Annotated in this window: 12 protein-coding genes; 1 reads left to right on the forward strand and 11 read right to left on the reverse strand. The window is 40.7% G+C overall.

Features of this window, described 5'->3' with window-relative positions:
- Nucleotides 1-2: 2 nt before the first annotated feature.
- The 3 genes from OW492_RS13580 to nirB form a co-directional block, all read right to left on the reverse strand.
- The gene (locus OW492_RS13580) at nucleotides 3-1,475 is read right to left on the reverse strand and encodes a NarK family nitrate/nitrite MFS transporter (RefSeq protein ID WP_290040721.1); all 1,473 of its coding nucleotides are present in this window, start codon (nucleotides 1,473-1,475) and stop codon (nucleotides 3-5) included.
- Nucleotides 1,476-1,635: 160 nt separating this feature from the next.
- Complete coding sequence (gene nirD, locus OW492_RS13585; RefSeq protein ID WP_290040722.1) at nucleotides 1,636-1,983, reverse strand: nitrite reductase small subunit NirD; 348 nt, start codon at nucleotides 1,981-1,983, stop codon at nucleotides 1,636-1,638.
- 12 nt (nucleotides 1,984-1,995) lie between these two features.
- Nucleotides 1,996-4,521 carry a nitrite reductase large subunit NirB gene (gene nirB / locus OW492_RS13590; RefSeq protein ID WP_290040724.1) on the reverse strand — a complete coding sequence of 842 codons (2,526 nt, stop codon included), beginning with the start codon at nucleotides 4,519-4,521 and terminating at the stop codon, nucleotides 1,996-1,998.
- 477 nt (nucleotides 4,522-4,998) lie between these two features.
- On the opposite strand from nirB, the gene OW492_RS13595 reads away from it, so the two are divergent.
- Nucleotides 4,999-7,725: a nitrate reductase gene (locus OW492_RS13595; RefSeq protein ID WP_290040725.1), complete on the forward strand. Its 2,727-nt coding sequence runs from the start codon at nucleotides 4,999-5,001 to the stop codon at nucleotides 7,723-7,725.
- Nucleotides 7,726-9,040: 1,315 nt separating this feature from the next.
- Here OW492_RS13595 and rpoC read toward each other — a convergent pair.
- The 8 genes from rpoC to secE form a co-directional block, all read right to left on the reverse strand.
- Complete coding sequence (rpoC, locus tag OW492_RS13600) at nucleotides 9,041-13,261, reverse strand: DNA-directed RNA polymerase subunit beta' (protein WP_290040727.1); 4,221 nt, start codon at nucleotides 13,259-13,261, stop codon at nucleotides 9,041-9,043.
- Between the two features lie 80 nt (nucleotides 13,262-13,341).
- Nucleotides 13,342-17,379 (reverse strand): DNA-directed RNA polymerase subunit beta, encoded by a 4,038-nt coding sequence (rpoB, locus tag OW492_RS13605; RefSeq protein WP_290040728.1) that lies wholly within the window; start codon nucleotides 17,377-17,379, stop codon nucleotides 13,342-13,344.
- Between the two features lie 239 nt (nucleotides 17,380-17,618).
- A complete protein-coding gene (gene rplL / locus OW492_RS13610) occupies nucleotides 17,619-17,984 on the reverse strand; it encodes a 50S ribosomal protein L7/L12 (protein ID WP_290040729.1) in 366 nt (121 codons plus the stop codon).
- Between the two features lie 43 nt (nucleotides 17,985-18,027).
- Complete coding sequence (rplJ, locus tag OW492_RS13615) at nucleotides 18,028-18,531, reverse strand: 50S ribosomal protein L10 (protein WP_290040730.1); 504 nt, start codon at nucleotides 18,529-18,531, stop codon at nucleotides 18,028-18,030.
- A 267-nt stretch (nucleotides 18,532-18,798) separates the two neighbouring features.
- The gene (rplA, locus tag OW492_RS13620; protein WP_290040731.1) at nucleotides 18,799-19,503 is read right to left on the reverse strand and encodes a 50S ribosomal protein L1; all 705 of its coding nucleotides are present in this window, start codon (nucleotides 19,501-19,503) and stop codon (nucleotides 18,799-18,801) included.
- Between the two features lie 4 nt (nucleotides 19,504-19,507).
- Nucleotides 19,508-19,936: a 50S ribosomal protein L11 gene (rplK, locus tag OW492_RS13625; RefSeq protein ID WP_113818378.1), complete on the reverse strand. Its 429-nt coding sequence runs from the start codon at nucleotides 19,934-19,936 to the stop codon at nucleotides 19,508-19,510.
- A gap of 284 nt (nucleotides 19,937-20,220) precedes the next feature.
- Nucleotides 20,221-20,769: a transcription termination/antitermination protein NusG gene (gene nusG, locus OW492_RS13630; protein ID WP_290040733.1), complete on the reverse strand. Its 549-nt coding sequence runs from the start codon at nucleotides 20,767-20,769 to the stop codon at nucleotides 20,221-20,223.
- Nucleotides 20,770-20,778: 9 nt separating this feature from the next.
- On the reverse strand, nucleotides 20,779-21,159 hold the full coding sequence (gene secE / locus OW492_RS13635; RefSeq protein WP_290040735.1) for a preprotein translocase subunit SecE: 381 nt from the start codon (nucleotides 21,157-21,159) through the stop codon (nucleotides 20,779-20,781).
- Nucleotides 21,160-21,973: the final 814 nt, after the last annotated feature.

Genomic DNA, 21,973 nt, shown 5'->3' on the forward strand with positions numbered 1-21,973 from the left:
TATTAGTGGCTACTTACGTCAATCATAGTCACACTACCATCTTCATTTACTTCGGCGATTTTACCTTTTGGTTCAGCCATAAATAATAGCGTGATTAAGCCAACAAAGGCTGTACAAGCAATCACATAGAAGAAGGTTTGGTAACTTACAAACGATAACACAGTTAAGTAAACTACTGCACCAACATTACCATAAGCACCTGTCATACCTGCAATTTGACCTGTCATACGACGTTTGATTAATGGTACTGTCGCAAATACTGCACCTTCACCCGCTTGCACGAAGAAAGAACATAACATTGCTGCTGCAACGGCAATCCATAGTGTCCAGCTAGATTCAATTTGTGCCATTAGTAAGTAACCTAATGCTAACCCTGCTGTTAAGATAATCAACGTAGATTTACGACCAAATTTATCAGACAACCAACCGCCACCTGGACGTGATGCTAAATTCATAAAGGCGTAAGCCGACGCAACCATACCAGCGATAACCGGCGTTAATTCAAAGGTTTCTAGGAAGAATAACGGCAGCATTGATACTACCGCTAACTCTGAACCAAAAGTTGCAAAGTAAAGAATGTTTAATACTGCCACTTGCTTAAATTTGTACTGATGAATTTCAGGTACGGGTGTTGTGAAGATTGATTTATTCACTTTCCAGACTTGTGACCATTCGTATAAGTATAAAGCAAATAGGAATGCATAAATCGCATAACAAACACCATCGGAAATCATACCAACATTATCTGGCGATAGTTTCCATGCTAACAAGGCTAATGCCGCATACATTGGCACTTTCATTATTAATAGTAAGAAGAAATCACCTTTTGATGTGACTTCCATCGCTGTTAGGTTTTTCGGCTTAAAATAAGTCGCGCCTTTTGGTGTATCTGTAATGTTTGTGTAGAAGATAAAACCAAAGACTAAACTCAGTAGACCCGTTACTACCATAGCGTAGCGCCAGCCATCATCTCCACCGAACATCAGTGCTACTGTTGGTAAAGTGAATGCCGCTGCAGCACTACCAAAGTTACCCCAACCGCCGTAAATACCTTCGGCTGTTCCTAGTTCATTATGCGGGAACCATTCAGATACCAAACGAATACCGATAACAAAACCAGCACCAATGAAACCTAGTGCAAAACGCGAAATAGCCGCTTGCATAAAGTTATCTGAAAAAGCAAACGTGAAACAAGGAATTGAACATAGGACCAATAGTGCAGAGTAAACTAATCGCGGGCCATATTTGTCTGTTAGCGAGCCGATAATGACACGTGCAGGAATGGTAATGGCAACATTTAGAATTAATAGGGTTTTAACTTCTTCGGTCGTTAAGCCTAGAGTTTCTTTTACTGATTGTAATAATGGCGCAAAGTTAAACCACACAGCAAAGGTAATAAAAAATGCCATCCAGCTTAGGTGTAATGTTTTCATTTTTCCTTGGAAGGAAAATATATTAAATGAACTGTTACTCATAGATATCCTGTCTATTAATTTTGGGAGTTAATGCCAATTTCACTGTTTAAAATGTAGATTCACTTTCAGAGTCATAGGCTAAACCAACCCGTTATTTTTATGAGAAGCTAAACGCTTCATTAAAATAACGGGTTAGGTATAGGTTGATTTAATGATCTAATTAAGATGCTTCTTTTAACTGAACTTGATCATTTTCAATGCGTACGTTGAAGGTTTTCAATTTATGCTCTGCTGAATCTAAACACTCACCAGTTGATAAATTAAAACGCTGCTTGTACAGAGGAGAGGCAACGTAGGTAATATCTTGTGTAGAGCCAATAATACCGCGTGACAATACATTTGCTTTTCCGAATGGGTCGTAATTAGCAATTGCGTAAACGCTGTTACTTTGTTTGCATAAGAAAATAGCAACTTGTTGCTCATTGTATAGTGCACAAATACCTGCATTAGGTGTTAAGTCGCTTGCTGGACAGATATCTGTCCAAGTTGTGTTAGCCGTTGTGTTCATTTTGTATCCCTATTAAACTAATTCTGTTATTTCAATTTCTTTTGCTAAAGGGAAGCGTTGTCCCCTTACCACTTTGAAGGCAAGACCAGAATCTTCTTCTTTACTATTAATAAAGTGGTTGAAGCGTTTCAGTTTTTCAGGATTTTCAATGGTTGTTTTCCATTCACATTGATAATTTGCAATATTATTTTCCATTTCTGATTCTAACTCTGCATTAATATTCAGCGAGTCGTCTATTACTACTTTACGTAAGTACTCAATACCACCTTCTAAATTCTCTAACCACACTGATGTACGTTGTAAACGATCTGCAGTGCGGATATAAAACATGTAAATACGGTCAATATAAGTACGCACTTGTTCATCAGTTAAATCAGAAGCAAATAAATCACCATGGCGAGGACGCATACCACCATTGCCACCAAAGTATAAATTCCATCCACCATCTGTCGCGATTAAGCCAAAGTCTTTACCTTGTGCTTCTGCACATTCACGCGTACATCCAGATACACCAAATTTCACTTTATGTGGTGAACGTAAACCTTTGTAACGGTTCTCAAGCTCTATTGCGAAACCAATACTGTTTTTAACCCCGTAACGGCACCAAGTATCACCAACACAAGATTTAACGGTACGCAGTGATTTTCCGTAGGCGTGTCCCGTTTCAAAGCCAGCATCAACTAGCTTTTTCCAAATCGCCGGTAGTTGATGTAACTGTGCACCAAAAAGATCCACACGAGCTCCGCCCGTTACCTTGGTATAAAGGTTAAATTCTTTAGCTACTTGACCGATAACAATTAAACCATCAGGAGTAACTTCACCACCAGGCATACGAGGAACCACTGAATAAGTACCATCTTTTTGCATGTTGCCTAGGTAATTGTCATTGGTGTCTTGTAGCCCAACATGCTCATCTTCTAGTACATATTCGTTCCAGTAAGCAGCAAGAATATTAGCAACGGCTGGCTTACAAATTTCACAACCTAAACCCGAACCACATTCACTTAGTAATGCAGAAAACGTTTTAATTTTCTTCACTCGAACGATATCTGCTAGCTCTTGACGAGAGTAAGCAAAATGTTCACAAATATCTGTGTTTACTTCAAAACCAAGACTTGCTAATTCACTGTCTAATACTTGTTTTGCTAATGCAGAACAACCACCACAACCGGTTGCGGCTTTAGTCGACTCTTTAAGGTCTCCCATGCTACAACAACCTGCAGCAACAGCTTCCTTGATATCACCTTTTGATACATCAAAACATGAACAAATAGCAGCAGTATCAGGTAAGGCATCCACGCCCATTCCGGCCGCTTCTTCACCATCAGCAGATGGTAGAATTAATACACTTGGATTCGCAGGTAAATCCATATCGTTTAATTTTAATTGCAGTAATGTACCGTAAGCTTCTACATCACCAACGAGTACTGCACCGACCATTTTTTTGCCATCAGCCGATACGATTAAACGTTTATAAACTTGTTCAATTTCATCATGGTAAGTGTAAGATTGCGCACCTGGAGTTTGCCCGTGAACTTCTCCAATACTCGCTACATCTACACCCAGTAGTTTCAACTTAGTACTCATATCAGCACCAGTAAACTCTGTTTCTTTATCACCTTGCATATGTGCCGCTGCGACTTTCGCCATTTGATAACCAGGAGCAACTAAACCAAAGATGAAGTTTTCCCACAATGCACATTCACCAATCGCATAAACGTCATCAATGTTAGTTTGACAGTGGTTATTAATGACAATACCGCCACGCTCACCAATCGCGATACCACTGGTACGTGCTAATTCATCTTGAGGACGAATACCTGCAGAGAAGATGATCATATCGGTTTCTAAGAATGAGCCATCTGCAAAGTTCATGCGGTAACGACATTGCTCACCCGCCACTATTTCAGTGGTTGCTTTTTGTGTGTGTACTTGCACACCTAGTTCTTCTATTTTACGTTTTAGTAACGCACCGCCGCCATCATCTAACTGCACAGCCATTAAGCGTGGAGCGAACTCGACAATATGCGTTTCTACTCCTAAATTAACCAGCGCATTACCTGCCTCTAGGCCTAATAAACCACCACCGATCACGACACCGACTTTACTTGATTTGCCTGATTCTGTGATTTTTTCTAGATCGTCAATGGTACGGTAAACATGGCAATGTTCTTGGTCGTTACCTGGAATTGGGGGAACAAAAGGGAAAGAGCCCGTTGCAAGCACCAGTTTGTCGTAGCTTTCTACGCGGCCGCTTGCAGTAATAACGTTTTTGTTTGGGAAATCTAAATCAACTACTTTGTCATTTAAAACAAATTTAATTCCATTTTCTTCGTAATACGCAGCATCTGTTAATGCGAGATCATCTGCTGTTTTACCTGAAAAGAAGTAACTTAATTGTACTCGATCGTAAGCTAGGCGGGATTCTTCAGAGAAAGTGATCACCTCAAAGTTATGGTTATCACTACCAATAATAGTATCGATAAACTTATGTCCTACCATGCCGTTACCGACGACAATAACACGTTGCTTGCTCATAGCTTTTTACATCCTTTTAACATTATATTGTTACTTTCGCTTATTTGCCCGAATAAGCGCCTTAAAAATAACGTTGCAAAGAAAACGCCAAAAAAACATTAAAACACAACAAAAATAATAACTTATAATATTCAACACTTTAGAGCTGACCACTTGAACAGGACTAATATCAAGATGCACACCTCTGCATTATTTTGTTAAATAAATGTAAAATAGAGGTGCACTAGGCACCAATATGGTGCGATATTTCTTTTATTATTAATTCATTTAATTTTTCTCTTCTTTATGTAGCTGTTTTAAGTTGAAGTTTAGCTATTGATTTTAAAAGATATTTTAGATTCTTTTTCAATATAAGCAAAAACCCTCACTATTTGGTCTGCTCTTTGCTGTAAAAGTACTGTAACTATTTTAAATAGCTATTAACTGGACATTCATAACAATTGAATTCGTGTGTAATTGTTATCAAAGAGAGACAAAATGACTCAAAGTAAAGATTTATGGACTAAATCAACCTGTGCGTATTGTGGAGTAGGATGTGGTATTGAAGCGCAATTACAAGCTTCAGGAGAATTAACAATACGTGGGGATAAATCTCACCCCGCCAATTACGGTGACCTATGCTCTAAAGGATTAGCATTAGGTGAAACGGTTACCCATGAAGGACGTTTGCTGCACCCTTCCATCGATGGAGCCGAAAGCGATTGGCCAACCGCTTTACAACATGTCGCCGATCAGTTTTCACAAACTATTGCCGAACATGGGCCAGATTCAGTAGCATTTTATGTATCAGGACAGTTGTTAACAGAAGATTATTACGTGGCAAATAAGCTGATGAAGGGCTTTATCGGTAGCGGTAATATTGATACTAATTCACGCTTATGCATGTCTTCTACCGTAGCGGGACACAAACGTGGTTTTGGTAGTGATACGGTACCAGGTTGTTATGAAGATCTTGATACTGCAGAGTTAGTGGTAATTACAGGCTCTAACTTAGCTTGGTGTCATCCAGTTTTATTTCAACGTTTGAAAAAACAGAAAGCACAGCGCGATAACCTGTTTATTGTGGTGATTGACCCTCGTGAGACAGATACTTGTTCCATTGCAGATTTACATTTAGCAATTCAGCCAGAGACAGATGTTGCATTATTTAATGGGCTACTCTCTTATCTAGTTACTCATAATAAAATAGATAAAGAGTATATTGATAATTACAGTGAGGGTTTTGAGGCTGCATTAAGTAGTGCTCAGCAAGATGCACAATGCATCCAAGTATTAGCTGAAACATTAGAAGTTAATGAGCAACATATTTCGCTATTTTTTGAGCAATTTGCAAACACAGAAAAAGCGATCACTATCTTTTCACAGGGTGTAAATCAATCAACACAAGGCAGTAATAAGGTAAACAGTATTATTAATTGCCATATTGCAACTGGCCGTATTGGTAAGCCTGGCATGGGCCCTTTCTCTGTCACTGGACAACCGAATGCTATGGGTGGACGTGAAGTCGGTGGTTTATCCAATACACTTGCTGCGCATATGGAATTTGGTGACGATCATGCTAATCAGATGATTAGTAACTTCTGGCAAACTGATACCCTAGCGACACAACCTGGTTTAAAAGCCGTTGATCTATTTGATGCGATGCACCAAGGCAAGATTAAAGCAGTTTGGATCATGGCAACTAACCCTGTAGTGAGTATTCCTAATAGTAATAAAGTGAGAGAGGCCTTAGAGAAGTGTCCTTTTGTGGTGGTTTCTGACTGTATTGCGGACACCGCAACTACTGAATATGCTGATGTGCTTTTACCGGCGCAAGGCTGGAGCGAAAAATCAGGTACTGTGACCAACTCAGAACGACGTATCTCAAGACAAAGACGTTTATTATCTAGCCCTGGTGTCGCGAAGCCAGATTGGTGGATCATGAGCGAAGTCGCAAAGCGTATGGGATTTACTGAGGCCTTTAACTTTTTACATGAAGGTGAAGTGTTTGCTGAATTTGCAAAAATGACCACTTTAGATAATGAAGATGGCCGTACCCGAGATTTAAACTTGATTGGCTTAACACAACTTGATGCTAAAGGTTACAGCCAGTTAACACCGCAGCAATGGCCGGTTACAGAGCTACAAACAGAGATTGTTCAACAGCGCTTATTTGCAGATAAACAGTTCTTTACGGCCTCTAAAAAAGCGCAGTTTATTGCTGTTTCATCAAAACCTAAACTTGCGACTACAACCCAATCATTGATTAAATACCCGTTAATTGTGAATAGTGGGCGTATTCGTGACCAGTGGCATACCATGACGCGAACAGGATTATCGAGTCGATTAGCTGCGCATATTACTGAGCCTTTTGTTGCAATCCACCCTGACGATGCAGCTCCCTTATCTATTGAAGATAATAATTTAGTGGCGATAAATAGTCCGCAAGGTGCGATGTTAGTTAGAGCATTAATAACTAAGCAACAGAAAGTTGGTCAAATTTTCACGCCGATCCACTGGAATAGACAAACGGCTAAAACAGCTAATGTTTGTAACTTAGTTAATGATGATACCGACCCAGTTTCTGGTCAGCCTGCTTTGAAATCAACACAGGCAAATATTAAACATTGGCAATATCAAAGTGAAGCGATGTTACTGACTCGTACACAGCTTGATTTGGACCAGTTTGATTATTGGGTGAAGCAAAAAGTTGAGCAAGGTTATTTATATCGTATTGCAGATGAATGTATCCCTTCTGAACTGGCTGCCTCACTTGAAGCATTATTATGTAATGAATCAGGTAAAACCTTGCAGTTTGCTAGTACAGATAGCACACAGCAGATGTTATACCGCTATGCTTTCATTCAAGGGAATCAATTAAACAATGCTTACATAGTGTCAGATAAGCTAACTAACCACTCTTTAGATTGGTTACAGAGCGTATTAGATATGCCTTTAGATGGCAGTATCGAACAAACGCTTATTTCTGGTGTGGTTGAAGGTAAACTCGCTCAAGGTAAGATTATTTGCGCCTGTAAACAAGTGGGCATCAATACCATTACTGATGCGATTGTCGAGCAAGGTTGTTTGACCCTGGATAGTATCAAAGAATGCACCAGCGCCGGCACCGGCTGTGGCAGCTGTTTACCGGAAGTACAAAGCATTTTGGATGAGAAACAAGAAACCATTACACAACGTATTGATATAGAAGAGTTTGTGGCATAAGGTTTTGGTGAGCTTAATCACTGACGCTATTCATCACCATTAAGCAATGATATGCAGTAAAACATGACGTAGCTTTATCTATCGAAGCTACGTCATGTTTTGACTTTGTTATCACGAAGAATCTATTAAAGTTCGAAATATCTTTTGACCTCGCTATAACGAATAATCTATTAAAGTTGCAAAGCATCTTTTATGGGGCGCTGACTTTAGTCTGCAGTGGGGTAATGTGTTGGATTTGGTTTATTGTTTTGTAAAAGCAGTATAGAAACTTAAAAATCAACACAAAAAAGCCCTGCAAGCTGAAAAAAGGGTGCACAGAGCTTACCCGCTCATGAGACCAACCTGACGGTTGATTCGCCATGCGCCCCTAATATCAAGCTATACTTACCACCTACCGCAACGTAATTGTATTTATCTACAAAATAATACACACCATCACCAATCGAAGCTAACACTCGTATGCGATGGCTCGCATACTGGCAGGCTAAAGCCAACGCCCCTAATATCAAGCTACGCTTGACAGCTATCGCTACTTGCTTATGGTTATTTATTGGTTTTACGAAGCATCTTCTGACTTCGTTCCTTATGTTATCTATCAATATTACGAAACATTGTTTGACCTTGGGGCGCTGGCTTCAGCCTGCTTCTTTTGACCTTGAATTTTAGTGTTTTGATGTTGTGAGTTAGTTCGCTTCGCTCATCGAAGATAACACTCGTATGCGATGACTCGCATACTGGCAGGCTAAAGCCAGCGCCCCTTAAATTAGACTTCGTCTAATCGCTGTCGCTACTTGCTTATGGTTATTTATTGGTTTTACGAAGCATCTTCTGACTTCGTTCCTTATGTTATCTATGAATATTACGAAACATGTCTTAACCTTGGGGCGCTGGCTTCAGCCTGCTTCTTTTGACCTTGAATTTTAGTGTTTTGATGTTGTGAGTTAGTTCGCTTCGCTCATCGAAGATAACACTCGTATGCGATGGCTCGCATACTGGCAGGCTAAAGCTTGCGCCCCTAATATCAAGCTACGCTTGACAGCTGTCGCTACTTGCTTATTGTTATTTATTGGTTTTACGAAGCATTTTCTGACTTCGTTACTTATGTTATCTATGAATATTACGAAACATGTCTTGACCTTGGGGCGCTGAGCGAATTAGCCGACAGGCTAGGGTATTGAGCGGATGAGCTCTGCGATTCCTTTTTTAGTCTGCAGGGTTTTGACTTATATGTGTTGCGTTTTCTACTCAAATTTTAGGCATAAAAAAAGGTGCCGAAGCACCTTTTTTAAACAATATAATAAATTATATTGACTGATTACTCACCAAAATCAACGGCGTTTAGTAAGTCAGCTAAGTTTTGCTCAGCTGCTTCAACATCAATGATTGGCTCTTCTACTACTGGCTCAAGCTCTTTCGCTTTAGCAGCAGCACGAGTACGGTGATGTGCAAAACCAGTACCAGCTGGAATCAAGCGACCTACGATTACATTCTCTTTCAAGCCATGTAATTGGTCACATTTACCTGCAACAGCAGCTTCCGTAAGAACACGTGTTGTTTCTTGGAAAGATGCAGCTGAAATAAATGATTCAGTTGCTAGTGATGCTTTAGTAATACCTAGTAACTGGTATTCAAACTTAGCAACGATTTTACCTTCAGCTTCAAGTTTACGGTTTTCAATGATAACGCGTGCAACTTCCGCTTGCTCACCCACTAGGAACTGAGTGTCACCAGCATCGGTGATGATACATTTACGTAGCATTTGGTTAACGATAACTTCGATGTGCTTATCATTAATTTTTACGCCTTGTAAACGGTATACTTCTTGTACTTCGTTTGTGATGTAGTTAGCCACTGGGCTAATACCACGTAGACGAAGAATGTCATGAGGAGACTCAGGACCATCAGAAATAACCTCACCTTTTTCAATCTTCTCACCTTCGAAGATGTTTAGGTGACGCCATTTAGGGATCATCTCTTCGTATACATCACCGTCAGGTTTAGTAATCACTAAACGACGTTTACCTTTGGTTTCTTTACCAAATGATAATGTACCAGATACTTCCGCTAAGATAGCAGCATCTTTAGGCGTACGTGCTTCGAATAAATCGGCTACGCGAGGTAGACCACCCGTGATATCACGAGTTTTCGAGCTTTCTTGTGGGATACGTGCAACCGCGTCACCAACTCGTACTTTAGCACCATCTTCTAGACTAACGATCGCTTTTGCAGGTAATGCGTATTGCGCAGCAACATCAGTACCAGGAATGAATAAATCATTACCTTTAGCATCAACAAGTTTAGTCATTGGACGCATTTCTTTACCAGCACTTGGACGTTGTGCAGGGTCAATAACAACAATACTAGATAGACCAGTTAGTTCATCTGTTTGTTTGTCAATTGTTACGCCTTCAATGAAGTCTAGGAACTCGATAGTACCTTCCACCTCAGTGATGATTGGATGCGTATGCGGGTCCCAGTTAGCGATGATTTCGCCAGCTGTGATAGCTTCGCCATCTGCTTTTTCAAGTACAGCACCGTAAGGAAGACGATGGTTTTCTTTCGTACGACCTAGTTCATCGATTACTGTTAATTCAGTAGAACGAGATGTGATAACGACTTTGTTATCTGAGTTAGTTACAAACTTAGCGTTATGTAATTTAACTTTACCTGTGTTCTTAACTTGAATACTGTTTTCAGATGCAGCTCGAGATGCGGCACCACCGATATGGAACGTACGCATCGTTAACTGTGTACCCGGTTCACCGATTGATTGTGCAGCCATAACACCAACAGCTTCACCTTGACCAACCATGTGTCCACGAGCCAAGTCACGGCCATAACATTGTGCACAAGCACCGAAGTCAGTGTTACAAGTAATTACTGAGCGAACCCATACTTGGTCAACAGATGCTTCTTCGATTAAGTCACAGTATTTTTCGTCTAGTAATACGTTACGTGCGATTAATACTTCGTTATCTGTACCTGGTTTGATGATGTCACGAGCAACAACACGACCTAGTACACGTTCACGAAGTGGTTCAACAACGTCACCACCTTGGATTAACGGCGTTACTAATAGACCTTCTTCACTACCACAATCTTCTTCTGTGATAACTAAATCTTGTGCAATATCAACAAGACGACGAGTTAGGTAACCCGAGTTTGCTGTTTTAAGTGCGGTATCGGCTAGACCTTTACGTGCACCATGCGTCGAGATAAAGTACTGAAGTACGTTTAGACCTTCACGGAAGTTAGCTACGATAGGTGTTTCGATGATTGAACCATCCGGTTTAGCCATCAGACCACGCATACCAGCTAGCTGACGAATCTGAGCGGCACTACCACGTGCGCCCGAGTCGGCCATCATATAAACGCTGTTAAACGAATCTTGCTGAACTTCTTCACCTTTCGCTGTTAAGACTGTGTCTTTAGAAAGGTTTTCCATCATCGCTTTAGCAACTTGCTCATTAGCACTTGCCCAGATATCGATAACTTTGTTGTAACGCTCACCCGCAGTAACAAGACCAGCTTGGAATTGCTCTTGGATTTCTAGTACTTCCGCTTCAGCTTCTTCAACTAATGTTTTCTTAGCGTCTGGAATAACCATATCGTTGATACCAACAGAGGCACCAGATAGTGTTGCGTACTCAAAACCTGTGTACATTAATTGGTCTGCAAAGATAACTGTATCTTTAATACCTAGTAGACGGTAACAAGCATTCAATACGTTAGAGATTGCTTTTTTGCCCATGTTCAAATCAACATGCTCGAATGGTAAACCTTCAGGCATGATTAACGATAAGATGGCACGACCAATCGTTGTTTCAACTAAACCAGTAGTTGATGTACGAGATTTGTCTTCAGCAATGTGTACTTGCGTCATACGAACTTTAACAATTGCTTGTAAGTCTACAACACCAGCACGGTATGCTTTTTCAGCTTCTTTTGCGTTTTGGAAGTACATACCTTCACCACGTGCATTAATGCGCGTACGAGTCATGTAGTACAAACCAAGTACAACGTCTTGAGAAGGTACGATAATCGGCTCACCATTTGCAGGTGATAGGATGTTATTCGTAGACATCATCAAGGTACGAGCTTCAAGCTGCGCTTCAATTGTTAACGGTACGTGTACCGCCATTTGGTCACCATCGAAGTCGGCGTTGTATGCCGCACAAACTAATGGGTGTAATTGAATTGCTTTACCTTCAATTAATACAGGTTCAAACGCTTGGATACCTAGTCTGTGAAGTGTTGGTGCACGGTTAAGTAGCACTGGATGTTCACGGATAACACCTTCTAGGATGTCCCAAACTTCACCACCTTCACGGTCAACTAATTTCTTAGCCGCTTTGATAGTAGTAGCAAGACCTAATGCTTCTAACTTACCGTATACGAATGGTTTGAATAGCTCTAATGCCATCTTCTTCGGAAGACCACATTGGTGTAAACGTAGAGATGGACCAACTGTGATTACAGAACGGCCAGAGTAATCTACACGTTTACCTAGTAAGTTTTGACGGAAACGACCTTGCTTACCTTTGATCATATCTGCAAGCGATTTTAGAGGACGTTTGTTAGAGCCAGTGATAGCTCGGCCACGACGACCATTATCTAATAACGCATCAACAGATTCTTGTAACATACGTTTTTCGTTACGTACGATGATATCCGGTGCAGCTAGTTCTAAAAGACGTTTTAGACGGTTATTACGGTTAATAACACGACGGTATAGGTCATTTAGATCAGAAGTAGCGAAACGTCCGCCATCTAGTGGTACTAGAGGACGTAAATCAGGTGGAAGTACTGGAAGTACTGTTAAGATCATCCACTCTGGTTTGTTTGAAGACTGGTGGAAAGATTCAACCAATTTCAGACGTTTAGTCAGTTTCTTACGACGTGTTTCTGAATTAGTCGATTCTAATTCTTCACGCATACCTTTGATTTCATGCTCAAGGTCAAGGTCTTTAAGTAGTGCAAATACGGCTTCAGCGCCCATCATTGCGTCAAACTCATCGCCCCATTGCTCTAGGTTATCTAGGTATTCTTCTTCAAGCAGGATTTGACCACGCTCAAGATCAGTCATACCTGGTTCAACAACCACGAATGATTCAAAATATAAGATACGTTCGATATCACGTAACGTCATATCTAGCATTAAGCCGATACGAGACGGAAGTGATTTAAGGAACCAAATGTGTGCAACAGGTGATGCTAATTCGATGTGTCCCATACGGTCACGACGAACTTTAGCTTGAGTAACCTCAACACCACATTTTTCACAAATAACACCACGATGTTTAAGGCGTTTGTATTTACCACATAAACATTCGTAATCTTTGATTGGACCAAAGATACGCGCACAGAATAAACCTTCACGTTCTGGTTTAAAGGTACGGTAGTTAATTGTTTCAGGTTTTTTAACTTCACCAAAAGACCATGAACGGATCATTTCTGGTGATGCTAAACCGATTTTAATACCATCGAATTCTTTGGTTTTATTTTGTTGCTTTAAAAACTTGAGTAAGTCTTTCACGCTACTCTCCCATTAGGAGTTAAAACTAGGTGCCTCAACAAACAAGGCACCACATATGTACTTCAGCCGACTGCTAATGCTTAGCCGTTTTCTTCATCTAACTCGATGTTGATGCTTAATGAACGGATCTCTTTCAACAATACGTTGAATGACTCAGGCATGCCTGGTTCCATTCTATGGTCACCGTCAACGATGTTTTTATACATCTTAGTACGACCATTCACATCATCCGATTTAACCGTTAGCATTTCTTGAAGAGTGTAAGCAGCACCGTAAGCTTCTAGTGCCCATACTTCCATCTCACCGAAACGCTGGCCACCGAACTGAGCTTTACCACCAAGTGGCTGCTGAGTAACCAAGCTGTAAGAACCTGTTGAACGTGCATGCATTTTATCATCAACCAAGTGGTTAAGTTTTAACATGTACATGTAACCAACGGTTACTGGACGCTCAAATGGGATCCCCGTACGGCCATCAGTTAGTTGTAATTGACCAGATTCTGGTAAATCAGCTAAACGTAATAGTTCACGGATTTCACTCTCATGTGCGCCATCAAATGCAGGTGTTGCTACTGGTAAACCTTTGTATAGGTTTTTAGCAAGACGTAATACTGCATCATCATCGAAGTCATTTAAGTCTACGTGACAAGGTGCATCGCCAAATGAGTATAGTTTTTGTACGTATTCACGTACTTTACCGATCTCAACTTCACGCTGATCTTTGATCATACGCTCTAGTTTCTCACCCACACCTTTACAAGCTAGACCAAGATGCGTTTCAAGAATCTGACCGATGTTCATTCGTGATGGTACACCCAATGGGTTAAGTACGATATCAACTGGAACACCAAACTCATCGTGAGGCATATCTTCAACAGGAACGATGTTTGAGATAACACCTTTGTTACCGTGACGACCAGCCATTTTATCACCTGGTTGTAGGCGACGACGTACCGCAAGGTAAACCTTAACAATTTTTTGTACACCCGGTGCTAAATCATCACCTTGTGTAATTTTACGACGTTTCAGATCAAACTCTTTATCGTAGTCTGCTTTCACTTCGTCGTATTGTGCATTGATTTGGTCTAAGTGCGTTTGCTTTTCGTTGTCAGAAAGCACGATGTCGAACCACTGTGCCTTAGGCATTTGTAGTAGACGCGCTTCTTCTTGTCCAGCAGACACTAATAGTTTCAATGCTTTTTCGTGGATTGCGTTTTCTAAGATCTTAAACTTCTCAGTTAAGTCTTTCTTCGCAGCACGTAATTGCATCTCTTCGATTTCTAATGCACGCTTATCTTTCTCAACGCCGTCACGAGTAAAGACTTGAACGTCAATTACTGTTGCGTATGTAGAGTTAGATACACGTAGTGAGCTGTCTTTAACGTCAGACGCTTTCTCACCGAAGATTGCACGTAATAGTTTCTCTTCTGGCGTAAGCTGTGTTTCACCTTTAGGTGTTACTTTACCTACTAAGATATCACCTGGTTTAACTTCAGCACCAACATAAACAATACCAGATTCATCTAGTTTGCTTAATGCAGATTCACCAACGTTAGGGATATCCGCAGTGATCTCTTCAGTACCCAATTTAGTTTCACGTGCAATACATGAGAACTCTTGGATATGGATCGTTGTGAAACGATCTTCTTGAGATACACGCTCAGAAATAAGGATTGAATCCTCAAAGTTGTAACCGTTCCAAGGCATGAAGGCAATCTTCATGTTTTGGCCAAGTGCTAAATCACCCATATCAGTCGATGGACCATCGGCTAATACGTCACCGCGAACAATCGGCTCGCCAGGTTTACACGTTGGTTTTTGGTTAATACAAGTATTCTGATTCGAACGAGTGTATTTAGTTAAGTTGTAGATATCGATACCTGCTTCACCAGCTAGTAACTCATCATCTGCAACTTTAACAACGATACGAGATGCATCAACGTAATCGATTACACCACCGCGCTTAGCGATGATAGTAACACCAGAGTCGATAGCAAGACGACGTTCGATACCTGTACCTACTAATGGCTTATCAGCACGTAGTGTTGGTACAGCTTGACGTTGCATGTTCGCACCCATTAAGGCACGGTTAGCATCATCATGTTCTAAGAACGGGATAAGTGACGCAGCAACAGAGATGATCTGTTGTGGTGACACATCCATATAATCGATGTCATTCGGTCCCATGAAGGTAGTTTCACCTTTATGACGACACGGAATCATCTCTTCATCTAGTAAGCCATTTTCATTAACGTTAGCAGATGCCTGTGCGATAACGAAAGTACCCTCTTCGATAGCTGATAAATATTCAACTTGATCAGAAGGTTTTCCATCAACTACTTTACGGTAAGGTGTTTCTAAGAAACCGTAGCTGTTAGTACGTGAGAACGTAGCTAACGAGTTGATAAGACCGATGTTTGGTCCCTCTGGCGTTTCGATTGGACATAAACGACCGTAGTGAGTTGCGTGAACGTCACGTACTTCAAAACCAGCACGTTCACGTGTTAGACCACCAGGACCTAATGCAGAGATACGACGCTTATGTGTTACTTCTGATAACGGGTTATTTTGGTCCATGAACTGAGACAGTTGTGAAGAACCAAAGAACTCTTTAACAGCAGCTGAAATAGGTTTTGCATTGATCAGATCTTGCGGCATAGTTGCATCAAGGTCGCCTAAAGATAGACGCTCTTTAACAGCACGTTCAACACGTACTAAACCAACACGGAATTGGTTTTCTGCCATTTCACCTACACAACGAATACGACGGTTACCAAGGTGATCGATATCATCCACTTCGCCATTACCGTTACGGATATCGATCAGTGTTTTCATTACACTTAAGATATCTTCGTTAGATAGGATACCAGGACCTTCATCGCCTTCGATACCAACACGACGGTTGAACTTCATACGACCTACTTTAGATAAGTCATAACGTTCTTCAGCAAAGAATAAGTTTTGGAATAGGCCTTCAGCAGCATCTTTTGTTGGTGGCTCACCAGGACGCATCATACGGTAGATTTCTACTAACGCTTCTAAACGGTTAGTTGAAGAATCAACACGTAAAGTGTCAGAGATGAAAGCACCACAATCTAATTCATTAGTGTAGATAGCTTCGAAGTTTTTGATACCTGATTGAGCAAGTTCAGCTAATAGCTCTAGGGTGAATACATCATTTGCATTAACGATGATTTCGCCAGTTTCGCTGCTGATGTAATCTTTAGCAGATACTTTGCCTTCTAGATGTTCAAACGGTACTTCGATGTGTTTAACGCCATCTTTTTCAAGCTGACGAATATGACGAGCTGTAATACGCTTGCCACCTTCAACGTACGTTGTGCCGTTGCTCACGATGTCAAATGTAAACTGTTCACCACGTAAACGGTCTGCAATTAGTGCCATTGTGATTACACCATCTTTAATTGCAAACTCTGTTGTATCAAAGAAGATGTCTAGGATTTGTTCTGTTGTGTACTCAAGTGCACGTAGCATGATCGTTGCAGGTAATTTACGACGACGGTCAATACGAACAAATAAGTTGTCTTTCGGGTCAAATTCAAAATCTAACCAAGAACCACGGTAAGGGATAACACGTGCGTTATATAACACTTTACCCGAACTGTGTGTTTTACCTTTATCATGGTCAAAGAAAACGCCAGGAGAACGATGTAATTGTGAAACAATAACACGCTCTGTACCATTGATTACAAAGGTACCATTTTCTGTCATGAGTGGCATTTCGCCCATGTAAACTTCTTGTTCACGGATATCTTTAACCGTACCTGCTGGTGCATCGCGGTCATAAATAACAAGACGTAATTTTACACGTAAAGAAGCAGAGTATGTTACTCCGCGGATTTGACATTCTTTTACATCAAATACGGGATCGCCTAAACGGTAACTAACATATTGTAGCTCCGACGTACCTGAGTAACTAGCGATAGGGAAGATGCTGTTAAAAGCAGCTTCTAGGCCCACTTCTCCAGTTAGATCGACTTCAATGAATCGTTTGAATGAATCTAGTTGAATTTCCAACAAGTATGGTTTTTCCATTACTTGTGGACGTTTCCCAAAATCCTTACGAATACGTTTTTTCTCAGTATAAGAGTAACCCATGTGGTTCCTTTGCTCGCTGATAAAATTGGTCATAGTTGTCTGGCTTGGTTTGGATCTTTAATTAGACAACGGCGGCACATTATTTTGGTGTTAATGATGCGTTCTATAACATCACCTTAAGCGTCCGATGACCGTAAAAAATAATGATAAATCACGGTATCCTATAGCGCAAAAAGGCCGGTGATTAAATAATCACCAGCCAATGCCATTTTCATGGCTAATAAGTTAGAAAGTCTAACTTATTTAAGTTCAGCAGTAGCACCGATTTCTTCTAGCTCTTTCTTGAATGCTTCAGCTTCGTCTTTCGAGATGCCTTCTTTCAATACAGCTGGGCAAGATTCAACAGCTTCTTTAGCTTCTTTCAGGCCTAAACCTGTGATACCACGTACAGCTTTGATTGCTTTAACTTTGTTCTCACCGAATGCAGTAAGTACTAGGTTGAATTCAGTTTGCTCAGCAGCAGCTTCGCCAGCAGCAGCAGGACCTGCAGCAACAGCAGCAGCAGATACACCGAATTTTTCTTCCATTGCTTCGATTAGTTCAACAACTTCCATTACAGATAGTTCTGCAACAGCATCAATGATTTGGTCTTTAGTAAGAGACATGAGTCAATTCCTATATATAGATTATAAAATGGTATTACAGCTATTATGCTGCAGATTCTTCTTTCTGGTCGCGTAATGCAGCCAGAGTACGTACAAGTTTGCCAGCTGCAGCTTCTTTCATAGTAGCCATCAGTTTCGCAATTGCTTCGTCGTATGTTGGTAATGTCGCTAGACGGTCGATTTGAGCGGCTTCAATGAATTCACCCTCAAATGCTAATCCTTTAACTTCAAACTTTTCGTTTGCTTTAGCGAAGTCTTTTAAAAGACGTGCTGCTGCACCCGGATGTTCGTTTGAAAATGCAAGGATAGTAGGACCGGTAAACGTTTCTGCCAGACATGCAAAGTCAGTACCTTCAACTGCACGACGTGCTAGTGTGTTACGAATAACTCGTAAAAATACACCGTTTGCACGTGCTGCTGCACGAAGTTCAGTCATTGCACCTACTGTTACACCGCGTGAATCGGCAGTTACAGCAGACAGAGCGCCTTTAGCAGCTTCGTTGACTTCAGCAACAATAGCTTGTTTGTCTTCGAGTCTTAATGCCATTTGGTTTTACTCCTGGATTCCACTAGGTTTTACCCTAGATAAACACCCCCACCTGATGGTGAGGCACTATTTTGGTTTCGGATCCAGTAGAATAATCTTTCTGGGGTCCGGTACCATCTACGCAGGAAATTAAGTGGACTCTAAGAATTCACACCTGCGGTCTAAGAAGGGACCTAAGGCCCTCCAAAGTAAGGTCGCATATTATACAAGCAATACGCGTCCTTGTATAGTCACTAAATGATTAATCACTCAGTGACTATAAAAAAATTACGCTACTACAGTTACTAGAGTTGCTTGGTCAACTTTAACGCCAGCACCCATAGTTGTAGATAGAGAAACTTTCTTGATGAATTGACCTTTAGCGCCTGATGGTTTTGCTTTTTTAAGCGCAACGATTAGAGCTTCTAGGTTTTCTTTGATCTGTTCAGCAGAGAATGTCGCTTTACCGATTGTAGAATGGATAATACCATTCTTGTCGTTACGGTAACGAACCTGACCAGCTTTAGCATTTTTAACTGCTTCTGCAACGTTAGGTGTAACTGTACCAACTTTCGGGTTAGGCATTAGGCCACGTGGACCTAAGATTTGACCTAATTGACCAACAACACGCATAGCGTCTGGTGATGCAATTACTACGTCAAAATCCATTTCGCCAGCTTTAACTTGAGCAGCAAGGTCGTCCATACCAACGATATCCGCACCAGCAGCTTTAGCAGCTTCTGCGTTAGCGCCTTGTGTGAATACAGCAACACGAACTTCACGTCCAGTACCGTGTGGTAATACAGTTGCGCCACGTACGTTTTGATCACTACGACGAGGATCAACACCTAGGTTAACTGCAACATCAATGCTTTCGCTGAATTTAGCTGTAGCGAACTTTTGTAAAAGTGCTACTGCTTCATTGATTTCGTATTCTTTAGTTCCGTCAACTTCTGCACGGATAGCTGTCATGCGTTTAGATAATTTAGCCATTGTATTAACCCTCTACTTCCAGACCCATAGAACGAGCAGAACCCGCAATACAACGTACCATCGCTTCAAGATCGGCACCCGTTAAATCAACTTCTTTCGCTTTAGCGATTTCTTCAAGTTGAGCAACTGTTACTTTACCTACTTTATCTTTGTTAGGTACAGCAGAACCAGATTTGATGCCAGCAGCTTTCTTAAGTAAGTAAGATGCAGGTGGAGTCTTAGTTTCGAATGTAAAAGAACGGTCAGCATATACTGTAATTACTACAGGAACTGGAGCGCCTTTTTCTTGAGCTTCTGTTTTTGCATTGAATGCTTTACAGAATTCCATGATGTTAACACCGTGTTGACCTAGAGCTGGACCAACTGGTGGTGACGGGTTTGCCATACCAGCTGAAACTTGCAGCTTGATATATGCGGTTACTTTCTTAGCCATGATATATTACCTTTATTTGGGTATAACGCTGAAATAATCAGCTTCCCGTAAAAACGTAAGTGACTGCCTTATTGCAGCCAACTCGAACCCTAACCTGTTTACTATTTTAAAATGCATTAAAAACAGCAAATAAATTGGGCGGCGAATTATAACGTCATCAACACCTTTTCCACAAGATCTTTTGGCGTTTTTTTGAGCGTTTTATTTAATTAAACTTCAGAAAACAAAAAAGCCAATAAGAATGACCTTATTGGCTTTTCAAAATCGCATTTTAAAATGCTTAATTAGTTCTTTTCAACCTGAGAAAATTCAAGTTCAACTGGCGTTGCACGACCAAAAATAGAAACCGATACTTTTAAACGGCTCTTATCGTAATCAACTTCTTCAACTGTACCAGAGAAGTCAGCAAATGGGCCGTCAGTAACACGAACCACTTCACCTGCTTCAAACAAGGTACGTGGACGTGGTGCGTCATGAGACTCTTGTAAACGATTCAAGATGTTATCTACTTCTTTCTTAGAGATAGGTGCAGGACGTTCTGCAGTACCACCAATAAAGCCCATAACACGGTCGATGCTTTTCACTAAGTGCCAGCTATCGTCGTTCATTGCCATTTCTACTAAAACGTAACCAGGGAAGAACTTACGCTCACTCTTACGTTTTTGACCAGCACGCATTTCAACAACTTCTTCAGTAGGGACTAAAATTTGTCCGAAGTGCTCTTCCATCTCATTTAGACGGATATGCTCTAATAATGTTTTTTGTACACGGCCTTCGTAACCAGAAAAGGCTTGTACGACATACCATCTCTTTTTTTGAACTTCTTCAGTCATAATAAACCCTTAAATTGAGGTAGTGATAAACGATACGACACGAACAAAAATGCCATCAAGACCCCATAGCACTAAACCAACAATAGTTGATACTGCTAAGATGATTAATGTAGTTTGTACGGTTTCTTGACGCGTAGGCCAAACAACTTTACGTACTTCAAGGCGTGCATCCTTAGCAAAGCCAATGAAGGTTTTGCCTTTTTCAGTAAATGCAGCAGAAAGAACCGCTAAAGCAGCTAGTACTAGCAGTACAGCTACACGTAATACAACATGTGTTTCTTCACCGTATAAATAATTACCAACGATCACTGCCGCTAATAATAAAACGGTAATAGTCCATTTCAACCCATCAAGTGAGCTTTTGCTGTTTTCAGAATTTACTGTACTCATAACGCTTTGTATCCACTGTTAAAATTAATAATACCAATCTCAGCGCAATTGCTAAGAGGTAAAACAACAACTTTTTATTTAGCCATTGTTTAATAGATGAAAGACCACTTTTTATATTAAGCTAAGTCGCCACCTAAAAATAAAGCACGTAAGTATAAGGATTTTTCTCTCTTTTGTAACCAGAAAAGATACAAAAATTTCAATTCTTATTGATTAAATTCAAAACAAGTATGATAAACCCTACCCATCAGGCTCAAAAGATACCTAATAACCTTTGTTGATAAATACTCATGGGTAAGAATAACACTCAGCTAGGGTTCATATTGCTACTCTCAGTACGAATAGATACTTAATGTATCACACTCACCCTCAAAACAAGTAAGCTGCAAGAGAAACGTAGAGCGCTTCTGCTCATTGCCTGTCGCCTAATTCACTCAGCGCCTTAAAAAATGTGTTGTAATTTTAGTGGGTGTTAGGTAAACAATAAACCTCTAAACATACTTCGTAATATACGTAGATAAACTCAAAAAAGCAGCGACAGCGATTAGACGAAGTCTAATATAAGGGCGCTGGCTTTAGCCTGCAGATCTTTTTGTGTTGTGATTTAAATTTTCCTAAATCACTTTTACAAAGCAGTAAGCCCAAAGTCAACACACATAAAACAAAACACTGCAGGCTAAAAAAAGGCATCGCAGAGCTCATACGCTCATTGCCCTAGGCTACCGGCTAATTGGCACTGCGCCTTAAAAGATGTTTTGTAATTTTAGTGGGTGTTAGGTAAACAATAAACCTCTAAACATACTTCGTAATATCC

The organism is Psychromonas sp. 14N.309.X.WAT.B.A12 (assembly GCF_030397575.1).
In the GTDB taxonomy this organism is placed as follows: Bacteria; Pseudomonadota; Gammaproteobacteria; order Enterobacterales; family Psychromonadaceae; genus Psychromonas.

Excerpts from the sequence above, each read along its gene's own strand:
- OW492_RS13580 (WP_290040721.1), bottom strand. The coding sequence starts at position 1,475 with ATGAGTAACAGTTCATTTAATATATTTTCCTTCCAAGGAAAAATGAAA.
- nirD (WP_290040722.1), bottom strand. The coding sequence starts at position 1,983 with ATGAACACAACGGCTAACACAACTTGGACAGATATCTGTCCAGCAAGC.
- nirB (WP_290040724.1), bottom strand. The coding sequence starts at position 4,521 with ATGAGCAAGCAACGTGTTATTGTCGTCGGTAACGGCATGGTAGGACAT.
- OW492_RS13595 (WP_290040725.1), top strand. The coding sequence starts at position 4,999 with ATGACTCAAAGTAAAGATTTATGGACTAAATCAACCTGTGCGTATTGT.
- rpoB (WP_290040728.1), bottom strand. The coding sequence starts at position 17,379 with ATGGGTTACTCTTATACTGAGAAAAAACGTATTCGTAAGGATTTTGGG.
- rplL (WP_290040729.1), bottom strand. The coding sequence starts at position 17,984 with ATGTCTCTTACTAAAGACCAAATCATTGATGCTGTTGCAGAACTATCT.
- rplJ (WP_290040730.1), bottom strand. The coding sequence starts at position 18,531 with ATGGCATTAAGACTCGAAGACAAACAAGCTATTGTTGCTGAAGTCAAC.
- rplA (WP_290040731.1), bottom strand. The coding sequence starts at position 19,503 with ATGGCTAAATTATCTAAACGCATGACAGCTATCCGTGCAGAAGTTGAC.
- rplK (WP_113818378.1), bottom strand. The coding sequence starts at position 19,936 with ATGGCTAAGAAAGTAACCGCATATATCAAGCTGCAAGTTTCAGCTGGT.
- nusG (WP_290040733.1), bottom strand. The coding sequence starts at position 20,769 with ATGACTGAAGAAGTTCAAAAAAAGAGATGGTATGTCGTACAAGCCTTT.
- secE (WP_290040735.1), bottom strand. The coding sequence starts at position 21,159 with ATGAGTACAGTAAATTCTGAAAACAGCAAAAGCTCACTTGATGGGTTG.